The 15,967-nt window shown below is 65.0% G+C and carries 15 protein-coding genes and 1 tRNA gene; 6 read left to right on the forward strand and 10 right to left on the reverse strand.

Going from position 1 to position 15,967, the window contains the following annotated elements:
- Window positions 1-66: 66 nt before the first annotated feature.
- The 3 genes from ACX3O0_RS03780 (at window position 67) to ACX3O0_RS03790 (ending at window position 3,037) form a co-directional block, all read left to right on the forward strand.
- Entirely contained in the window at window positions 67-270 is a 204-nt protein-coding gene (locus ACX3O0_RS03780) for a cold-shock protein (RefSeq protein WP_459091132.1), read from the forward strand.
- Window positions 271-470: 200 nt separating this feature from the next.
- On the forward strand, window positions 471-1,304 hold the full coding sequence (locus ACX3O0_RS03785) for a DUF1684 domain-containing protein (protein ID WP_459106849.1): 834 nt from the start codon (window positions 471-473) through the stop codon (window positions 1,302-1,304).
- A 98-nt stretch (window positions 1,305-1,402) separates the two neighbouring features.
- Window positions 1,403-3,037, forward strand: coding sequence for a bifunctional 3'-5' exonuclease/DNA polymerase (locus ACX3O0_RS03790; RefSeq protein ID WP_459106850.1), 1,635 nt, complete (start codon window positions 1,403-1,405; stop codon window positions 3,035-3,037).
- A 67-nt stretch (window positions 3,038-3,104) separates the two neighbouring features.
- On the opposite strand, the gene ACX3O0_RS03795 is transcribed toward ACX3O0_RS03790, so the two are convergent.
- Complete coding sequence (locus ACX3O0_RS03795) at window positions 3,105-3,665, reverse strand: PadR family transcriptional regulator (protein ID WP_459106851.1); 561 nt, start codon at window positions 3,663-3,665, stop codon at window positions 3,105-3,107.
- A gap of 203 nt (window positions 3,666-3,868) precedes the next feature.
- On the opposite strand from ACX3O0_RS03795, the gene ACX3O0_RS03800 reads away from it, so the two are divergent.
- Window positions 3,869-4,372, forward strand: a complete 504-nt coding sequence (locus ACX3O0_RS03800) for a DUF3145 domain-containing protein (RefSeq protein ID WP_459091140.1) — start codon at window positions 3,869-3,871, stop codon at window positions 4,370-4,372.
- 87 nt (window positions 4,373-4,459) lie between these two features.
- Here the strand turns inward: ACX3O0_RS03800 and ACX3O0_RS03805 are convergent, their stop codons facing one another.
- The 7 genes from ACX3O0_RS03805 to aceE all read right to left on the reverse strand — a co-directional run bounded on the left by ACX3O0_RS03805 (window position 4,460) and on the right by aceE (window position 13,260).
- A complete protein-coding gene (locus tag ACX3O0_RS03805; protein ID WP_459106852.1) occupies window positions 4,460-5,644 on the reverse strand; it encodes a glycosyltransferase family 4 protein in 1,185 nt (394 codons plus the stop codon).
- A gap of 17 nt (window positions 5,645-5,661) precedes the next feature.
- The gene (locus ACX3O0_RS03810) at window positions 5,662-6,897 is read right to left on the reverse strand and encodes a beta-ketoacyl-[acyl-carrier-protein] synthase family protein (RefSeq protein WP_459091144.1); all 1,236 of its coding nucleotides are present in this window, start codon (window positions 6,895-6,897) and stop codon (window positions 5,662-5,664) included.
- Between the two features lie 101 nt (window positions 6,898-6,998).
- Window positions 6,999-7,247, reverse strand: coding sequence for an acyl carrier protein (locus ACX3O0_RS03815; RefSeq protein ID WP_459091146.1), 249 nt, complete (start codon window positions 7,245-7,247; stop codon window positions 6,999-7,001).
- 43 nt (window positions 7,248-7,290) lie between these two features.
- On the reverse strand, window positions 7,291-8,295 hold the full coding sequence (locus tag ACX3O0_RS03820; RefSeq protein WP_459091148.1) for a beta-ketoacyl-ACP synthase III: 1,005 nt from the start codon (window positions 8,293-8,295) through the stop codon (window positions 7,291-7,293).
- Window positions 8,292-9,209: an ACP S-malonyltransferase gene (locus ACX3O0_RS03825; protein ID WP_459106853.1), complete on the reverse strand. Its 918-nt coding sequence runs from the start codon at window positions 9,207-9,209 to the stop codon at window positions 8,292-8,294. The genes ACX3O0_RS03820 and ACX3O0_RS03825 overlap by 4 nt, the downstream gene beginning before the upstream one ends.
- Before the next feature lie 101 nt (window positions 9,210-9,310).
- Entirely contained in the window at window positions 9,311-10,516 is a 1,206-nt protein-coding gene (locus ACX3O0_RS03830) for a PucR family transcriptional regulator (protein ID WP_459091152.1), read from the reverse strand.
- Window positions 10,517-10,533: 17 nt separating this feature from the next.
- Entirely contained in the window at window positions 10,534-13,260 is a 2,727-nt protein-coding gene (aceE, locus tag ACX3O0_RS03835; protein WP_459106854.1) for a pyruvate dehydrogenase (acetyl-transferring), homodimeric type, read from the reverse strand.
- Between the two features lie 157 nt (window positions 13,261-13,417).
- Here aceE and ACX3O0_RS03840 point away from each other — a divergent pair, with 157 nt between their 5' ends.
- Window positions 13,418-13,882: a peroxiredoxin gene (locus ACX3O0_RS03840; RefSeq protein ID WP_459106855.1), complete on the forward strand. Its 465-nt coding sequence runs from the start codon at window positions 13,418-13,420 to the stop codon at window positions 13,880-13,882.
- A gap of 2 nt (window positions 13,883-13,884) precedes the next feature.
- Here the strand turns inward: ACX3O0_RS03840 and ACX3O0_RS03845 are convergent, their stop codons facing one another.
- A complete protein-coding gene (locus ACX3O0_RS03845) occupies window positions 13,885-14,625 on the reverse strand; it encodes a hypothetical protein (protein WP_459106856.1) in 741 nt (246 codons plus the stop codon).
- A 70-nt stretch (window positions 14,626-14,695) separates the two neighbouring features.
- On the opposite strand from ACX3O0_RS03845, the gene ACX3O0_RS03850 reads away from it, so the two are divergent.
- A tRNA-Val gene (locus ACX3O0_RS03850) sits at window positions 14,696-14,771 on the forward strand.
- Window positions 14,772-15,210: 439 nt separating this feature from the next.
- Here the strand turns inward: ACX3O0_RS03850 and ACX3O0_RS03855 are convergent.
- The gene (locus tag ACX3O0_RS03855) at window positions 15,211-15,690 is read right to left on the reverse strand and encodes a hypothetical protein (RefSeq protein WP_459106857.1); all 480 of its coding nucleotides are present in this window, start codon (window positions 15,688-15,690) and stop codon (window positions 15,211-15,213) included.
- Window positions 15,691-15,967 lie beyond the last annotated feature (277 nt).

Consider the following 15,967-nt stretch of genomic DNA (forward strand, 5'->3'; position numbering starts at 1 on the left):
TGACCGCGACGAGTAGCCCCGGCAGTCGGGGTTACACGAACGAAACTCCTGAAGGAGAAAAGCAAAATGGCAACAGGAACCGTGAAATGGTTTAACGCTGAAAAGGGATTTGGCTTCATTGCCCCCGAAGACGGCAGCCCGGATGTGTTCGCACACTACTCGGCAATCTCGACCAGCGGCTACAAGTCGCTTGACGAGAACCAGAAGGTCGAATTCGACCTGGCACAGGGCCCCAAGGGTCCCCAGGCGGAGAACATCCGTCCCCTCTAGTTAGACCTGACACCCTCCGGGGCGTCTCGTAAAACTTCGGTCGACCCCCACTTCGGTGGGGGTCGGCTTTTTTGTGCAGCGCCTCCCGAAGTGCCCGTTCCGGAGAAAAGTGCCCATTCCGCCGGGCACTATTCTCCGGAACGGGAACAATCGCCGTGTCGCCGAAGGTTACTGTCAGTGACCTCGACAAGGATGGACGAATGACCGACACCACGACGACAACCACCACGACCCCCGAAGAACGACTCGCGACCTTCCGCCAGCGGCGTGACCTGGCCGTCGTGCAGCCGAAGGGCAGCCTGGCGCTGGTGACCACGCAGTGGGTGGACTCCGAGCAGACCATCTGGGGTGTTCCGGGAACCTGGGCCCCGTTGCCGGCCGGCGACTCAGGCCTCAGCCTCACCGCGACCGCCTCCGACAACATCGTGGTCGATGGGCAGTTGGTTGACGGAACCGTCACGGTGCGTGGCAAGGATTCGGATGCTCCGGGCGACGTGGTCTTCAGCGACACCGTGAGCGGATTCGTTATCGCGGGGCAGGACGGCCAGTATGCGCTCCGGGTGTGGGACGCCAACTCCGAGTCGATCCAGAACTTCGGCGGTATCGACGCGTTCGCGTACAACCCGGACTGGGTGGTAGTTGCGAAGTTCGCCGAGCTGCCCGGTACGACCATCCCGTTCGAGCACAGCAAGGACGAGGGCGAGACCCGCGAGCTTGAGGTTCCGGGAGAGATCACGTTCAGCAAGGACGGCATCGACTACCGGCTGGCGGCGATCAAGTCGGGCCGCGCCCTGCAAATCGTCTTCTCCGATGCGACCAGTGGCGACACCACCTACAGCGTTGGGCGCTTCCTGTTTGTGGCACCGGATGCCGAGGGCAACGTCACGCTGGACTTCAACCAGGCGGTGCTCCCGCCCTGCGGTTTCTCGTACGCATTCAATTGCCCGATGCCGCCCAGGCAGAACCGGTTCGCCGTACCGATCGAGGCCGGCGAGAAGAACGTGCTGGCCAAGGACGGCGCCCTCCTCCACTAGAGCGGCCCCCGGCAAGCGGGTCGAGCTCGTCGAGACCAGCCGAGCTTGCCGAGGCCTTAATGACCACCGATGTCGCCCGTACACGGAAGACTGGTCTCGTGTACATCGCCCTGTCCTCCGACCGCGACGATCGGGTGACGATCACTCCGATCGACGGGCCGGGCGTGCAACGATCGGTGACCCGGGCCGCCCTGCCCGCGGCGGTCGCCCTGCTGGAGGCTCAGCATCCGCGCTGGGTGTGGGATGACACTTCGCGCTGGTATCCACCGTTGCTTGCCGCCGGGGTACGGGTCGAGCGTTGCGTCGACTTGCGATTGTGCCGGGCGATCCTGCGGAATTCGGAGCTCACGGCAGCGTCGGTGCTTGCCACGGCCGCACCAGACGGGTGGGACGACCCGGCCGCTGCCGATAGGCCGCCCGACGGCCTGTTCGACCTGGACGAGAAGCCGAGGCTCGACCCGGTCGCGGAGTTCGCCCGGCAACAGGATGCCGCTGTTCCAGCGATCGGGCTCCTGCTCGCTGCCGAGTCGGCCGGCTCGTTGATCGCGGCAGAGATGCACTACGCCGGGTTGCCGTGGCGTGCGGACCTCCACGACGAGCTGTTGACGCGCACGCTGGGCGTCCGACCGTTGCCTGGCGTTCGGCCCGCCGTGATGGAGCGCGTACTCGATGAGGTGCGGCTCCACCTGGCCGCACCCGAACTGAACCCGGATTCGCCTGTCGAGCTGCTCAAGGCGCTGGGGCGTGCCGGGATGCAGGTTTCGTCGACCAGCAAATGGGAACTCGAGAAGGTGAAGCATCCGGCCATTCGCCCGTTGCTCGAATACAAGAAGCTTGCCCGACTGCTCAGTGCGAACGGCTGGCACTGGCTCGAGACGAATGTGCGCGACGGTCGCTTTCGGCCCGAGTATGTGGTCGGAGGGGTCGTCACCGGTCGCTGGGCGAGCAAGGGAGGTGGCGGCGCCCTGCAGCTGCCCAAGCAGATTCGCGGGGCTGTGGTGGCGGACACCGGCTGGAAGCTGGTGGTGGCGGATGCCTCGCAACTGGAGCCGCGCATCCTGGCCGGTATGGCTGCCGATCGTGGGATGGTGGAGGCGGGCAGTGCGGGCGACCTCTACGCCGGGATAGTCGCCAGGGGCGCCGTGAAGACGCGTGACGAGGCGAAGGTGGCGATGCTCGGCGCCATGTACGGTGCGACGACGGGGGAGAGCGGTCGGCTGATGCCGGCGCTGACCCGCGCGTTCCCGCAGGCGATCGGCCTGGTCGAGCGGGCGGCCGATGCGGGGGAGCGCGGCGAGAAGGTGACGACCCGCCTGGGCCGCAGTTCACCGGTTCCGGGTGAGGAGTGGCACGACATTCAGTCCCGCGCATCGGCGGAGGGGGCGACGGATGCCGCGCAATCGCGCGCGCGGACCGAAGCGCGGTCGTGGGGGAGGTTCACCCGAAACTTCGTGGTGCAGGGCACCGCGGCCGAGTGGGCGATGTGCTGGATGGCGTCCCTGCGTCGGAGCCTGCACGAGCTCGCGGGAGGCTCGTGGCTGACGAAGTCCGCCCACCTGGTGTTCTTCATGCACGACGAGGTGGTCATCCATTGCCCGGCCGATCAGGCGGATGCCGTAGCCGAGGCGGTGCGCGCGGCGGCTGCCGAGGCGGGCAGGTTGCTGTTCGGCAGCCTCCCGGTGGAGTTTCCCCTCACCGTCGCCATTGTCGACGACTACGGCCAGGCCAAGTAGCCGGTCTCCCGCATCAAGTAACCTGTGCCGGGATTTCGACAAGCTCAATCAGCGAGGGCAGACTCGATCAGCGTAGGGGCCGACGTCCTCGCTTGGGCCGGTGCGGCGACAACCCGCGGGCCGTATCCAGCTCCGCCAGGTCGGAGATGGCCGCGCTCAGCCATGCCAACGCGGCAACACCCTGCGCATCCCGGGCGAGCACTGCGAGTCGCTCATCGTGCGCCAATTCATCGGTGCTCGTGGCTCGCAACTCGCGAAGGTCCTGTTCCCACCAGCGGCGGAAGCCCTTGCTCAGCGCCAAAGCCCCGGCCGGGTCCACCGAGCTCGCCACCAGCACCTGGTCGAGCATCTCGGTCCATTCCGGCAACGACGCGGTGACCGGACTCGACAGCCAGCTCGCCGCAGCCTCTCGCCCGGGCACGGTCAGCGCGTAGAGGGGGAGTCCATCATCCGTTGCGCCGGCGCTCTCGACGAGCCCCTGCCCGGCCAGGCGCTCCAGGGTGCCGTAAATCTGCCCGACATTCACCGGTTTCCGGTGTGGTGCCCTCGCCATGAACTCGGCGTGCAGTTGCAGGCCGTACGCCGGACCAAGGGTCAGGATGCCCAGAATTCCGTCACGCACAGACATGGGACATCCTTTCTCGGGACAGGAATGCCATACCGAGTATAGGGAGAATCGCGGGAAACACTAATGACACTGTTGTGATTCGCCCCCGCGATCAGGCATAATGCAGGAGAAGGCAACTTCAGCTAACTGAACAACCACGCTGTGAACACAATGCACATTCCGGTGGTCGATGGGGAAGTCGAACCAAACGGAATGGAGAAATTGTGGCTGCAGCAACCGCACGCGGAGTGATCTATGTTCACTCCGCTCCTCGTGCTCTCTGCCCGCATGTCGAGTGGGCTGCCGGGCGCGCGCTCGACCGCGCCGTGAACTTCGATTGGGCCGAACAACCCGTGCTCAAGGGTTCGATGCGCACGGAGTTCTACTGGGAAGGCGACCAGGGGACCGGCGCCGCCATCGCCTCCGGGTTGCGCGGCTGGGAACACCTGCGCTTCGAAGTCACCGAAGATCCCACCCCGGGCAGTGACGGCGGACGGTGGCTTCACACCCCGGACCTCGGCATCTTCTTCGCCCAGACCGACACCGCCGGCAACGTCGTCATCCCGGAAGACCGGATTCGCTACGCGATGGAGATCGCCGGGTCCGACGCCTTCGAACTGCACCGTGAACTTCGCCTCGCCCTCGGCCAGGCCTGGGATGACGAACTCGAGGCGTTCCGTCACGCGAGCGACAACAATCAGGTGGTGTGGCTGCACAAGGTCGGCTGACGCCTTTTCTGCGGGTTGAGTAGCTCGCGCAGCGAGCGTATCGAAACCTGGGTCCAGGGATTTCGATACCCTCGGTCAGCGAGTGACTCAGCCCACGTACGCCCTGAGGATGCTGGTCACATAGGCGGCAGCGCTGAACAGCGCGTGGTCACGGGCGGCGCCCTGCGACAGCTCAACCAGCCGTGACGGCTCATTGGCGAGGGCGACAAGTGCATCCGCCAGCCCGTCGGCATCCGGAGTCGTCGACAGGAAACCCGCCTGACCGAGCCCCTCGATCAGTTTCGGGTCGCAGTAGAGCACCCCGCGTTCCCGGCTGACGGCCTCGGCGATGGTCATCGGCTGGTTGTCGAACCCGAGGGAAGTGAGCACGACTGCGGCCGAACCGTCCATGAGATCGAGGACCCTCTCGTGCGGCAGGGAACCGTGCACGCGGATGTTCGGGTGGCCTTCCGCAAGGCGCCGCAAGGCCGGCAGTTCAGAACCGTCGCCGACGAAGTCCACGCTGAAGCCGTTGCCGGTTCGCTCCAGTGCCTTGATCGCCGCCTCAGCGAAGACCAGCGGCCGTTTCACCGCCTCGCATCTCGCCACCCAGAGGAAACGCGGCTCGGCGGCCAACTCGGCTGAGAGCGGCACCGGCGGCCGCGGCGAATCGGCGATCGGGTTGGGAACGACAGCGATCGGCCCCACGACCCCGGCCTTCTGGAGGTCCGCAGCCTGATGCGCGGACGGCGAGACGACGGCGTCAGCCGCCAACGCCATGCCGAGCGTGACATTGCGCAACAAGTTGTCCACCGGCCGGGGAGTGAATTCCAGCCGGGGGATGGTCGAACGGGTGAACCGGGTGAGTGCGCTCCGCAGCACCGGCGCCAATGGGGCGTGCCAGCCGCCGTCGCTCGCCCAGTAGAACGTGTGAACCGTGTGGATGACCCGGATTCCCATCCGGCGCGCGACGTGAGCCGCCGCATGCGCCAGCCCGAACTCCGTCTGAACGTGGACGACCTCGACGCCGAGCTCCCGAAAATAGGTTTCCAGGGCATCCGTCGTCGTCGTGTTGTTCGGGATGACGGGCAGCTCGACCCCGGGCAGGGTGAACAGCGGGCGGATGCGCAAGCCCTCGGCCCCGACCTGGAAGCGGCGCCCGCGTTCCCGGGTCGCAGACACCAAGACCACCTCGTGGCCGGCCTGCAACAGTGCCAGCCGCTGCTGCAGCATGGAGGTCTGCGCCCCGCCGACATAATCCAGGAAGTAGTCGCTGACGATGGCGATGCGCATACGGTCGGAGGCCCCGATCAGACGCTGCGGAACGCGACGACGGCGTTGTGGCCGCCGAAGCCGAAGGAGTTGCTGAGCGCGAACAGCGGCCCGCCACCGAGCGGACGCGGTGAAGTGACCACGTCCAGGGGAATCGCCGGATCCTGCTCGTTCAGGTTGATGGTCGGCGGCGCGGTGCGCTCGTGGAGGGCCAGGATCGTGAAGATGGCTTCCAGCGCGCCGGTTCCGCCGAGCAGGTGGCCGGTCGCTGCCTTGGTCGCCGACACCGGGATCTCGGGCAGGCGATCACCGAAGATGCGCAACAGGGCGTTGTACTCGGCGATATCGCCGACCGGGGTGCTGGTGGCGTGGGCGTTGATGTGCGACACCTGATCGATGGAAGCGCCTGCCTGGTCGATGGCCATCTTCATTGCCCGAGCCGCGGCCGATCCTTCGGGGTCTGGCGCGGTGATGTGGTGCGCGTCACTGGTGACCGACCCGCCGGTCAGCTCGGCGTAGATGCGGGCACCGCGGGCAAGGGCGTGTTCCTCCGTCTCCAGGACGATGGCGCCACCACCCTCACCGAGCACGAAACCGTCCCGAGAGACGTCGTACGGGCGCGAGGCTGTTGCGGGAGAGTCGTTGCGCTTCGACAGCGCCTGCATGGCGGCGAACGCGGCGATCGGCAGCGGGTGGATGGCCGCTTCGCTTCCACCGGCGATGACAACATCCGTCAGCCCGGCCTGCAGGTGCGCGTAGGCGTTGACGATGGACTCGGTTCCGGATGCGCAGGCAGACACCGTGGTGCGCGCACCTCCGCGCGCGGAGAGCGCCATGCTCACGGCCGCGGCAGGGCCGTTCGGCATCAGCATGGGAACGGTCATGGGCAGCACGCGGCGAGGGCCGCGGGTGCGGAGGGCTTCCCATGCGTCGACGAGGGTCCAGATGCCACCAATACCGGTGGCGAAGTCAACGGAGATCCTCAGGGGATCAATGTCGGGGGAGCCGGCATCTGCCCAGGCTTCCCTGGCTGCGATCAGGGCGAACTGGCTGCTGGGGTCGAGACGCTTGGTCTCCACGCGCTCCAGGAGCTCGGACGACGGAACCTTGGCCTGGGCGGCGAAAGTGACGGGAAGCTCGTACTCGGCGACCCAGTCCTGCTCGAGGGTGCTGACGCCCGATTCTCCGGCGAGTAGCGCTTTCCACGAGTCGGCGACGTTTCCGCCTAGCGGTGAGCTGGTTCCCAGCCCGGTGACAACGATCTTTTTGGTCATGACATCTCCAGTGGGTCACACGGTGACAAACGCGGGCCGGACCAGCCGAGACACGGTCCCAGATGGGGCAGTGCTGGCTGGCCGCCCGCGTTGTGGTGGTACTACGCCTGCGCGTTGACGATGAAACTGACGGCGTCGCCGACAGTCTTGAGGTTCTTCACCTCGTCGTCCGGAATCTTCACATCGAACTTCTCTTCAGCGTTGACGACGATCGTCATCATCGAGATGGAGTCGATGTCCAGGTCGTCAGTGAACGACTTGTCCAGCTCAACCGTGTCGGTTGCGATACCAGTCTCGTCATTGATCAGCTCGGCGAGGCCGGCCAGAACTTCTTCGGTTGACAATGCCATTGTTGTTTTCTCCTTGGGGGTGTCGTTATGACCGTGGTCAAGTTTAGGGCAACCGGATAACCTGGGCGCCGAATACGAGCCCGGCACCGAATCCGATCTGCAGGGCGAGGCCGCCGCTGAGTTCCGGATGCTCCTCAAGCAACCGATGAGTGGCGAGCGGAATCGATGCGGCCGAGGTGTTGCCTGTGGTGGCGATGTCGCGTGCGATCACCACGGTCTCAGGCAGTTTCAGCTGCTTGGCGAACTCGTCGATGATGCGCATGTTGGCCTGGTGCGGAATGAACGCGGCGAGGTCGGCTGAGGTGATCCCGGCCTCCTCCAACGCCTGCTTGGCCACTTTCGCCATATCCCAGACGGCCCAGCGGAAAACCGTCTGGCCTTCCTGGCGGAGCGTCGGCCAGTTGGCATCGCCCTCACGAAAATCGATCAGCGTCGCATTCATGCTCACGGCGTGCGCCTTCGACCCGTCGGAACCCCAGACCGGTGCCGCGATGCCGGGCGTGTCGCTCGGCCCGATCACGACGGCGCCGGCGCCATCGCCGAGCAGGAACGAGATGGAACGGTCGGTGGGATCGACCACGTCAGACAGCTTCTCGGCGCCGATCACCAGTGCGTAATGTGCTGCACCCGAACGGATGAGCGCATCCGCCTGGGTTACGGCGTAGCTGAACCCGGCACAGGCTGCGTTGGTGTCATAGGCCGCAGCTGGGTTGGCTCCGACGCGGTCTGCTACGACGGCGGCCATCGATGGCGTCTGGATCACGTTGCTGATGGTCGCTATGACGACCAGGTCGATCTTGTCGGGTGCGATACCCGACTTCTCAATCGCTTCCTTGGCAGCATCCGTTGCCAGGTCGACGGCGAGCACGCCGACGGATGCCCGTGTCCGAGTGATGATGCCAGTGCGCTGCTGGATCCACTCGTCGCTGGAGTCGATCGGTCCGATCAGCTCACTGTTGGGGACCACGAGGTCGCCTCGAGCGGCACCGTAACTGTAGATGCGAGTGAACTCGACCCCGCGTGATTGCTTCAGAATTGGAGTGCTCATGAGTTCCCATCGATTAAGGCGTATGCGGCATCCAGGTCGTCCGGCGTCTTCACTGCGACGGTCGGCACGCCCTTGAGTGCGCGTTTTGCAAGGCCGACGAGGGCGCCCGCTGGCGCGACCTCGATAATTCCGGAGACTCCGGCAGCTGCGAGAGACTCCATGGTCCTGTCCCACCGTACCGGGGAGGAGACCTGGCCGACCAGCAGCTCGACGAACCGCGCACCGCTATCCACCGCGGTGCCATCGTGGTTCGTCCAGATGGTCAGCGAGGGGTCGTGACTGTCCACCGTTGCAGTCACGGCACGAAGGCGCTCGACCGCGGAAGCCATATACCGGGTGTGGAATGCACCAGCGACCTGCAGCGGAATCACGCGAGCTCCGGCAGGCGGGTCCTGCTTGAGCCGGTCGAGGGCGCCAAGGTCGCCGGCGACGACGATCTGCCCGCCACCATTGAAGTTCGCCGGTTCGAGGCCGAGCGATTCCAATGTGGACAGCAGTTCCTCCTCGGAGGAGCCGATGACCGCGCTCATTCCGGTCTTCGCCTGGCCGGCAGCATCCGCCATGGCTGCTCCACGTTCGCGCACCACCGTCATGGCGTCATGCTCGGAGAGGATGCCGGCGGCAGCTGCGGCCGTCAACTCGCCCACCGAGTGGCCAGCAACGCCGGCGACCTTGTCCCGGCGGCCATCGAGTAACGCGCGAAGGGTGAGCAGGCCTGCGGCGACGATCAACGGCTGTGCCACGGCAGTGTCTCGGATGGTGTCGGCATCCGAAACGGTCCCGTGCGCGAGCAAGTCCATCGATGCGGCGTCGGAGAGCGCATCCAGATGCTCGCGGAAGCGCGGTTCGGCAACCCAGGGGTCGAGGAAACCGGGAGTTTGGGAGCCCTGGCCTGGGCAGACGACGACGATCACTTATCTAGTCTCCCAATCGATCGAGTGTTTGGGCTGTGCAGGTGCGACCAAGAATTCGGCGGAGCCTTGTTCGTGTCCCACAATCAAGTGGTCTGCCCTGATCAGGTCTGTCTCCGTCGAGCGCCTGGCTCGACATCGGCTATCGAACCGACAATCAGTGCTGATTGGAGGATGAGCGATTCGCGCGCACCAGTGGCGTCCCAGCCGATCACCTCAGACACCCGCTTCAACCGGTACCGCACCGTGTTGGGGTGGACGAAGAGCTCTCGGGCGGTGGCCTCCAGCGAGCGGCCGTTGTCGAGGTAGCACCAGAGGGTGGCCAGCAGCTCGGTCGAGTGCGCCTGAAGAGGCCGGTAGATGCGGTTGATCAGGGTTGCCCGTGCCAGGGCGTCGCCGGCCAGGGCACGCTCGGGAAGCAGGTCGTCTGCGAGGGTGGGCCGGGGAGCGTTTCGCCACGATCGCGCGACAGCGAATCCGGCGAGCGCGGCCTTCGCGCTGCGTGAGGCGTCCACCAGTGAGCCAACCTCGTGCCCGAGCACCAGGTGACCGTCGCCGAAGCCGGGCTCGAGAGCCTTCGCAATGTCGATGAACGGGACCAACTCGGCGCCGTCATCGTCTTCGCCCTCAAGCGGCATCGGCCGCGCACGGCCGATCACCAGCACCAGTCGGCTGCCCTGAACCCCGATCAGAACGTCGGCGTCCAGGTGCCTCGCGGTGCGTCGCAGCATGTCGACGTCGAGCATCTTCGGCGCGGTGCCGACGAGAACCGACACCTCGCCGTGGCCATGCCAGCCGAGCGCGGCGATGCGGCTGGGCAGTTCATCGTCGTACTCGCCACTCAGGATCGAGTCGACGACCAGCGCTTCCAGCCGCGCGTCCCAGAGTCCGCGTGCCTCGGCGGCCCGCGCGTAGACATCCGCCGCAGCGAAGGCGATCTCCCTCGAGTAGAGCAGGATGGCCTCGCGCAGCGACTCGTCACCGCCCTTGACCCGGTCTTCGACCACTTCGACGGTGACTTTGATCAACTGGAGTGTCTGAGTCAGGCTGACCGAGCGGAGCAGTTCCCGCGGGGCTGCGCCGAAGACATCCGCCGCAATCCACGGCGTCGAGGTCGGATCGTCGTACCAGTGGATGAACGACGTGATGCCGTTCTGCGCCACCATGCCCACCGCCGAGCGACGACCGGGGGGCATGTCGCCGTACCACGGCAGCGTGTCTTCGAGGCGTTTGAGCGTGGCGGTGGCGAGCTCTCCGGAGACAGTCTTCAGCCAGGCAAGGGTTTGCTGTTTGGTTCGCACTGTCGCCATGGCTGCCTACCCGACCGTCAGCTCTCGCCGCCGGCCGAACCCGTCGTGCCGGCGTTCACATCGTGCAGCTGGTACTTCTCGATCGCCTGGCGCAAGACGGTCGGGTCGAGTTCGCCTCGCTCCACCAATGACTGCAGGGTGCGCACCACAATCGACGGCCCGTCGATCTTGAAGAAGCGGCGTGCGGCTGCCCGGGTGTCGGAGAAGCCGAAACCGTCGGCGCCCAATGTCGCGTAGTCGCCGGGAACGAACTGGCGAATCTGGTCTGGCACTGCATGCATGTAGTCCGAGACCGCGACGAAAGGTCCGCCGGCCTGTGACAGCTTCTCAGTCAGGTACGGAACCTGCTTGGTTTCGCCGGGGTTGAGGAAGTTGTGCTCGTTCGCGGCGAGACCGTCACGGCGGAGTTCGCCCCACGAGGTGACCGACCAGACATCCGCCGACACCCCCCAGTCGTTGGCAAGCAGCTCCTGGGCTTCGAGGGCCCAGGGCACCGCGACACCGGATGCCATCAGCTGGGCCTTGAGCGGCGCGTCGGCGCCCTGCTTGAGCCGGTATAGGCCCTTGAGCAGTCCGTCGACGTCGAGCTCTTCCGGCTCGGCCGGCTGCACCAGCGGCTCGTTGTAGATGGTCACGTAGTACATGACATCCGGGTCCGGGTGATTCCCGCCATACATCCGATCGAGTCCGGCCCGCACGATGTGACCAAGTTCATAGCCGTAGGCAGGGTCGTAGGACACCACCGACGGGTTCGTCGAGGCGAGCAGAGGCGAGTGGCCGTCAGCGTGCTGCAAGCCTTCACCGGTGAGCGTCGTGCGACCGGCAGTAGCACCCATGATGAAGCCGCGCGCCATCTGGTCGCCGGCCGCCCACATGGCATCGCCGGTGCGCTGGAAACCGAACATCGAGTAGAAGACGTAGAACGGGATCAGCGCTTCGCCGTGCGTGGAGTAGGAGGTTCCGGCTGCGGTGAAACCGGCGAACGCGCCGGCCTCATTGATCCCGACGTGGAGGATCTGGCCCTGAACGCTCTCCTTGTAAGCGAGCAGAAGCTCACGGTCGACGGAGGTGTAGTGCATGCCGTTCGGGTTATAGATCTTCGCGGTCGGGAAGTACGCGTCCATGCCGAAGGTGCGCGCCTCATCCGGGATGATCGGAACAATGCGCTGGCCGAACTCCTTCGACCGCAGCAGGTCTTTCAGCAGTCGGGCGAACGCCATGGTGGTGGCGATCTCCTGCTTGCCTGAGCCCTTCTTCACGACGTCGTAGGTCGACACGTCCGGAAGGTTCACCTGCGTGTACCTGGACCGTCGTTCCGGCAGGTAGCCGCCGAGCGCACGCCGGCGCTCGTGCATGTACTGGATGGCCTCGTCGTTCTCGCCGGGGTGGTAGAACGGCGGGCTGTACGGGTCGGTCTCGAGCTGGGCATCCGTGATCGGGATGCGCATTTCGTCGCGGAAGGTCTTCAGGTTGTCGAGGGTCAGCTTCTTCATCTGGTGGGTCGCATTACGGCCCTCGAAGGATGTGCCGAGCCCGTAACCCTTCACCGTCTTGGCCAGGATGACCGTCGGCTGCCCCTTGTGGTCGTTGGCAGCCTTGAACGCGGCGTACACCTTGCGGTAGTCGTGCCCACCGCGCTTGAGCCCCCACACTTCGTCGTCGCTGAGGTGCTCAACCAGCTGGAGCGTGCGGGGATCGCGGCCGAAGAAGTTCTCGCGCACGTAGGCGCCGCTCTCCGCCTTGTAGGTCTGGTAGTCGCCGTCCGGCGTGCGGTTCATCAGGTTGACGAGGGCGCCGTCGGTGTCCTTGGCGAGCAGGTCGTCCCATTCGCGACCCCAGACCACCTTGATGACGTTCCAGCCGGCACCGCGGAAGAAGCTCTCAAGCTCCTGGATGATCTTGCCGTTGCCGCGCACCGGGCCATCGAGGCGCTGCAGGTTGCAGTTGATGATGAAGTTGAGGTTGTCGAGTCCGTCATTGGCGGCCAGTTGCAGTGCACCGCGGCTTTCGACCTCGTCCATTTCACCGTCGCCCAGGAACGCCCAGACGTTGCTGTCGGACGCATCCTTGATGCCGCGGTTGGTCAGGTACTTGTTCATCTGCGCCTGGTGGATGGCGTTCAGCGGGCCGATTCCCATCGACACGGTCGGGAACTGCCAGTATTCCTTCATCAGGTGCGGGTGCGGGTACGACGGGATACCTGTCGGAGCATGTGACTTCTCCTGGCGGAAGCCCGTCAATTGGTCTTCAGAGAGACGGCCTTCCAGGAAGGAACGCGCGTACATCCCGGGGGAGGCGTGGCCCTGGTAGAAGATCTGGTCTCCGCCGCCGGTGTGGTCCTGGCCGCGGAAGAAGTGGTTGTGGCCGACCTCGTACAGCGAGGAGGACGACGCGTAAGTGGAGATGTGACCGCCGACGCCGATGCCCGGCCGCTGGGCGCGGTGCACGGTGATGGCGGCGTTCCAGCGGATCCAGCGGCGGTAGCGGCGCTCGATCTCTTCATCGCCGGGGAACTCTGGTTCGTCCTCGACCGGGATGGTGTTGATGTAATCCGTGGTGGGAACCATCGGAACACCGACCTGCAACTCCTTCGACCGCTTGAGCAGGCTCAGCATGATTTCTCGGGCCCTGGCCCTGCCGTGGGTTTTCACGAGCCCGTCGAGGGACTCGTTCCATTCGGCAGTCTCCTGCGGGTCGGAATCGGTGTGGTTCACCGAGTACGGGTCCTGATCGTGAATCGTCACCCTTACCTCGTTCTCGTTTCGTAGACAGGTACAAGCCAGTGGCGCAGCACGGCCGGATTGCGGCAGTGTGCTGGTTCTCTAGGCTGAACAAGCTTAGTTTGAATTGGATCGCCGAGACGCCGGATGCCGGTGGCCGGCCTGGAAGGGAGCCGCCGGAATGGCAGACATCAACACCGCAGCGCCGGATTTCGAGTTGCGCAACCAGTTCGGCGAGTCGGTGCGGTTGTCGCAATTCCGGGGTGTGAAGCCGGTGACGCTGGTCTTCTTCCCGTTGGCGTTCACCGGGATTTGCACGGGTGAGCTCTGCGAGCTGCGCGACAACTTCGCATTGTTCGAGCAGCAGGGCGTCGAGCTATTGGCCGTCTCCGTCGATTCGAAGGCGACCCAGCGGGTGTTCTCCGAACAGGAGGGCTACCAGTTCTCCCTGTTGGCGGATTTCTGGCCGCACGGGGGAGTCGCCCGGGATTACGGCGTGTTCCAGGAGGACCGGGGGACTGCTGCCAGGGCGACCTTCGTGATCGATGTCGGTGGTGTCATCCGCTCACGTTTCGTCACCGAGCCGGGAACCGCCAGGTCGCTGGACGCGTATCAGGAGGCCCTGGACGCGCTCGCCATGGCTTAGCTTCAGCCGCCCAACTGCCCGACCGCGTGGGCGATCACCAGCGCGAGCATGACGAAGCCGCCGAACGATTCGGCAAGCATGAGGGCTTTCGCGCGGTGGGAGAGCGGCATGGTGTCGGTGGGGCTGAACGCCATCGAGTTGGTTCCGGAGAAGTAGAGGTAGTCCATGAACGACGGGGCCCAGTCCATCTTCTCCGATGACCTGGCTGCGACCTCATCGATCGCGTCGGCATCCTCATCCTGGGGGAACCTGAAGTCCGCAAACGGCAGGTCGCTCCGTTTCTCATGCCGCCGGGAGACCGGGCCGCCTCGATCAAGCTCCCAATAGACGAGGGCGAAAGCGATGACGTTCGTCACCCAGACCTGCACCGCCGCGACGAGCAGTGACGGGCCGTTGGACTCCTTGGCGGTTACCAGCTGAATGATCAGGTGCACCATGGCGTACTGGTTGACCGCCATCAGAAGGAGTGCCTGGCCGACCGACAGCAAGCGCGACCACTCGGTCTGCCGACTCAACCGATGGGGGTTGAGGATGAGCACGGGAACGAGCAGCGCGAGACCCATGCCGACCACGGTCAGGCGAAGCCAGAGCGGCAGCACGCTGTTCGGCAACAGCGCGTAGAGGGTCAGCGCGACGAACAGCGCGAGACCCGCCGGCCAGCGATGCTCGGCGCGAGCCGCCTTCTTCTCGGCCCGGTTCCGTCGATCGCTCGCCTTGCCTGAACTTTCGGTTGCACGCGCCATGTTGCCGAGTCTAGGTCGGCCCCCACGGGGCTGTACTATTGACTTTCGTCGCCCGGCCAGCCGGGCAGACGGGCCTTTAGCTCAGCTGGTAGAGCGCCACGTTTACACCGTGGATGTCATCGGTTCGATCCCGGTAGGGCCCACCATTGTTTAGCCCCGTATCCACTGGGATGCAGAGAAATCTACTTCTTGCCTTCGGCTCTCAGGTTCATAGGTGGTGTCCCCCCGGCGTCCCCCAGCACAGCGTTGATACGCCCGATTGCTGCTGTGTCGGCATCGGTTCCGAGCCAGTGCGCGTAAGTGTCCAAGGTCAACTTGGCGGTGCTGTGAAGTCGATTGTTATGAGTAGAGGCTGGGTCGCCCTTCTCCGGGTTTGTCGGCGGTTGCGTGCATCCGTGACCCGGCCCCTATCTACTTCTAGGAGTCCACCAATGGCAGTTTGTAGCATCTGCAGCAACCCAAGCGCACGAGCGTTGATCGACGGTAGTTTGCTCGTTGGGAACGAGCCGATTGGTGCCTACCGCTTTGAAGGTGAGGCGCTAGGGCTGTCACTAACCGCCGTCTACCGTCACGCACGGCCTCGACTTAGCCCCGAACGATGATCCAGTCGGAGAGGGCGGACCATCCCTCGGGCACCTCTTCTGTGCCTTGCGGGACGTACTGGAGAGTGATCTCGCCGGTCTGGCTCGTCCAGTCAGGGTTCGTCCCGATCACGGCGTTACCGATGGACCTGCCCGTGCCCCACTCGTCGGGATCGCCGTCTATGCCGGTGATGAGGTTGACGGTGGTCTTACCGGAAACGCCGAGGAAGATTTCCCTGCCGCCCCACTCGCCCTGGAACCGAATCGACGCCGGGTCCACTCCGCTCGACGCAACGTCGAACTCGTCTACCACGTCGAATTGATCCTGCGGTTCGGAAACGAACCCCGGAACCGAATCCGAGGGCACAGTGCTCACAACCGACTCGAAACCCGGCGGTGCACCTATCACCGGATCGCCTCCGACTGCACAGCCACTTAGCACCAGCGCACTGGCAAGAATAAGAACTCCCCCGAGAACTTTCATGCACAGAGTATGGCGGAGCTGCGTGCACAGGCCAAGCCCCCAGGCCAGGGGCAGATAGACGAATTGGAAGGCGCGCCCACTCTGCTAGGCAACCGGGTAGACGCCCGACATACCGAAACCGTCGGCTTTCCCGTGTTCCCCCGGCGTCCCCCCGGGCTAAAACTCCGGTGGCACGCTGCAACAAATGCAAGGGCTGCAAGAGGTGAAATAGCCCTAATAGCGGTCGCGGCCACGTTTACACCGTGGATGTCATCGGTTCGATCCCGGTAGGGCCCAC

The sequence above is a fragment of the Homoserinimonas sp. A447 genome (genome assembly GCF_054489325.1).

Bases quoted from the DNA above. Each gene is read 5' to 3' on its own strand.
- ACX3O0_RS03810 (WP_459091144.1), bottom strand. From the start codon at position 6,897: ATGACCAAAAAGATCGTTGTCACCGGGCTGGGAACCAGCTCACCGCTA.
- ACX3O0_RS03795 (WP_459106851.1), bottom strand. From the start codon at position 3,665: ATGTCTGTGCGTGACGGAATTCTGGGCATCCTGACCCTTGGTCCGGCG.
- ACX3O0_RS03785 (WP_459106849.1), top strand. From the start codon at position 471: ATGACCGACACCACGACGACAACCACCACGACCCCCGAAGAACGACTC.
- ACX3O0_RS03820 (WP_459091148.1), bottom strand. From the start codon at position 8,295: ATGAGCACTCCAATTCTGAAGCAATCACGCGGGGTCGAGTTCACTCGC.
- ACX3O0_RS03780 (WP_459091132.1), top strand. From the start codon at position 67: ATGGCAACAGGAACCGTGAAATGGTTTAACGCTGAAAAGGGATTTGGC.
- ACX3O0_RS03805 (WP_459106852.1), bottom strand. From the start codon at position 5,644: ATGCGCATCGCCATCGTCAGCGACTACTTCCTGGATTATGTCGGCGGG.
- ACX3O0_RS03830 (WP_459091152.1), bottom strand. From the start codon at position 10,516: ATGGCGACAGTGCGAACCAAACAGCAAACCCTTGCCTGGCTGAAGACT.
- ACX3O0_RS03840 (WP_459106855.1), top strand. From the start codon at position 13,418: ATGGCAGACATCAACACCGCAGCGCCGGATTTCGAGTTGCGCAACCAG.
- ACX3O0_RS03855 (WP_459106857.1), bottom strand. From the start codon at position 15,690: ATGAAAGTTCTCGGGGGAGTTCTTATTCTTGCCAGTGCGCTGGTGCTA.
- ACX3O0_RS03815 (WP_459091146.1), bottom strand. From the start codon at position 7,247: ATGGCATTGTCAACCGAAGAAGTTCTGGCCGGCCTCGCCGAGCTGATC.
- ACX3O0_RS03845 (WP_459106856.1), bottom strand. From the start codon at position 14,625: ATGGCGCGTGCAACCGAAAGTTCAGGCAAGGCGAGCGATCGACGGAAC.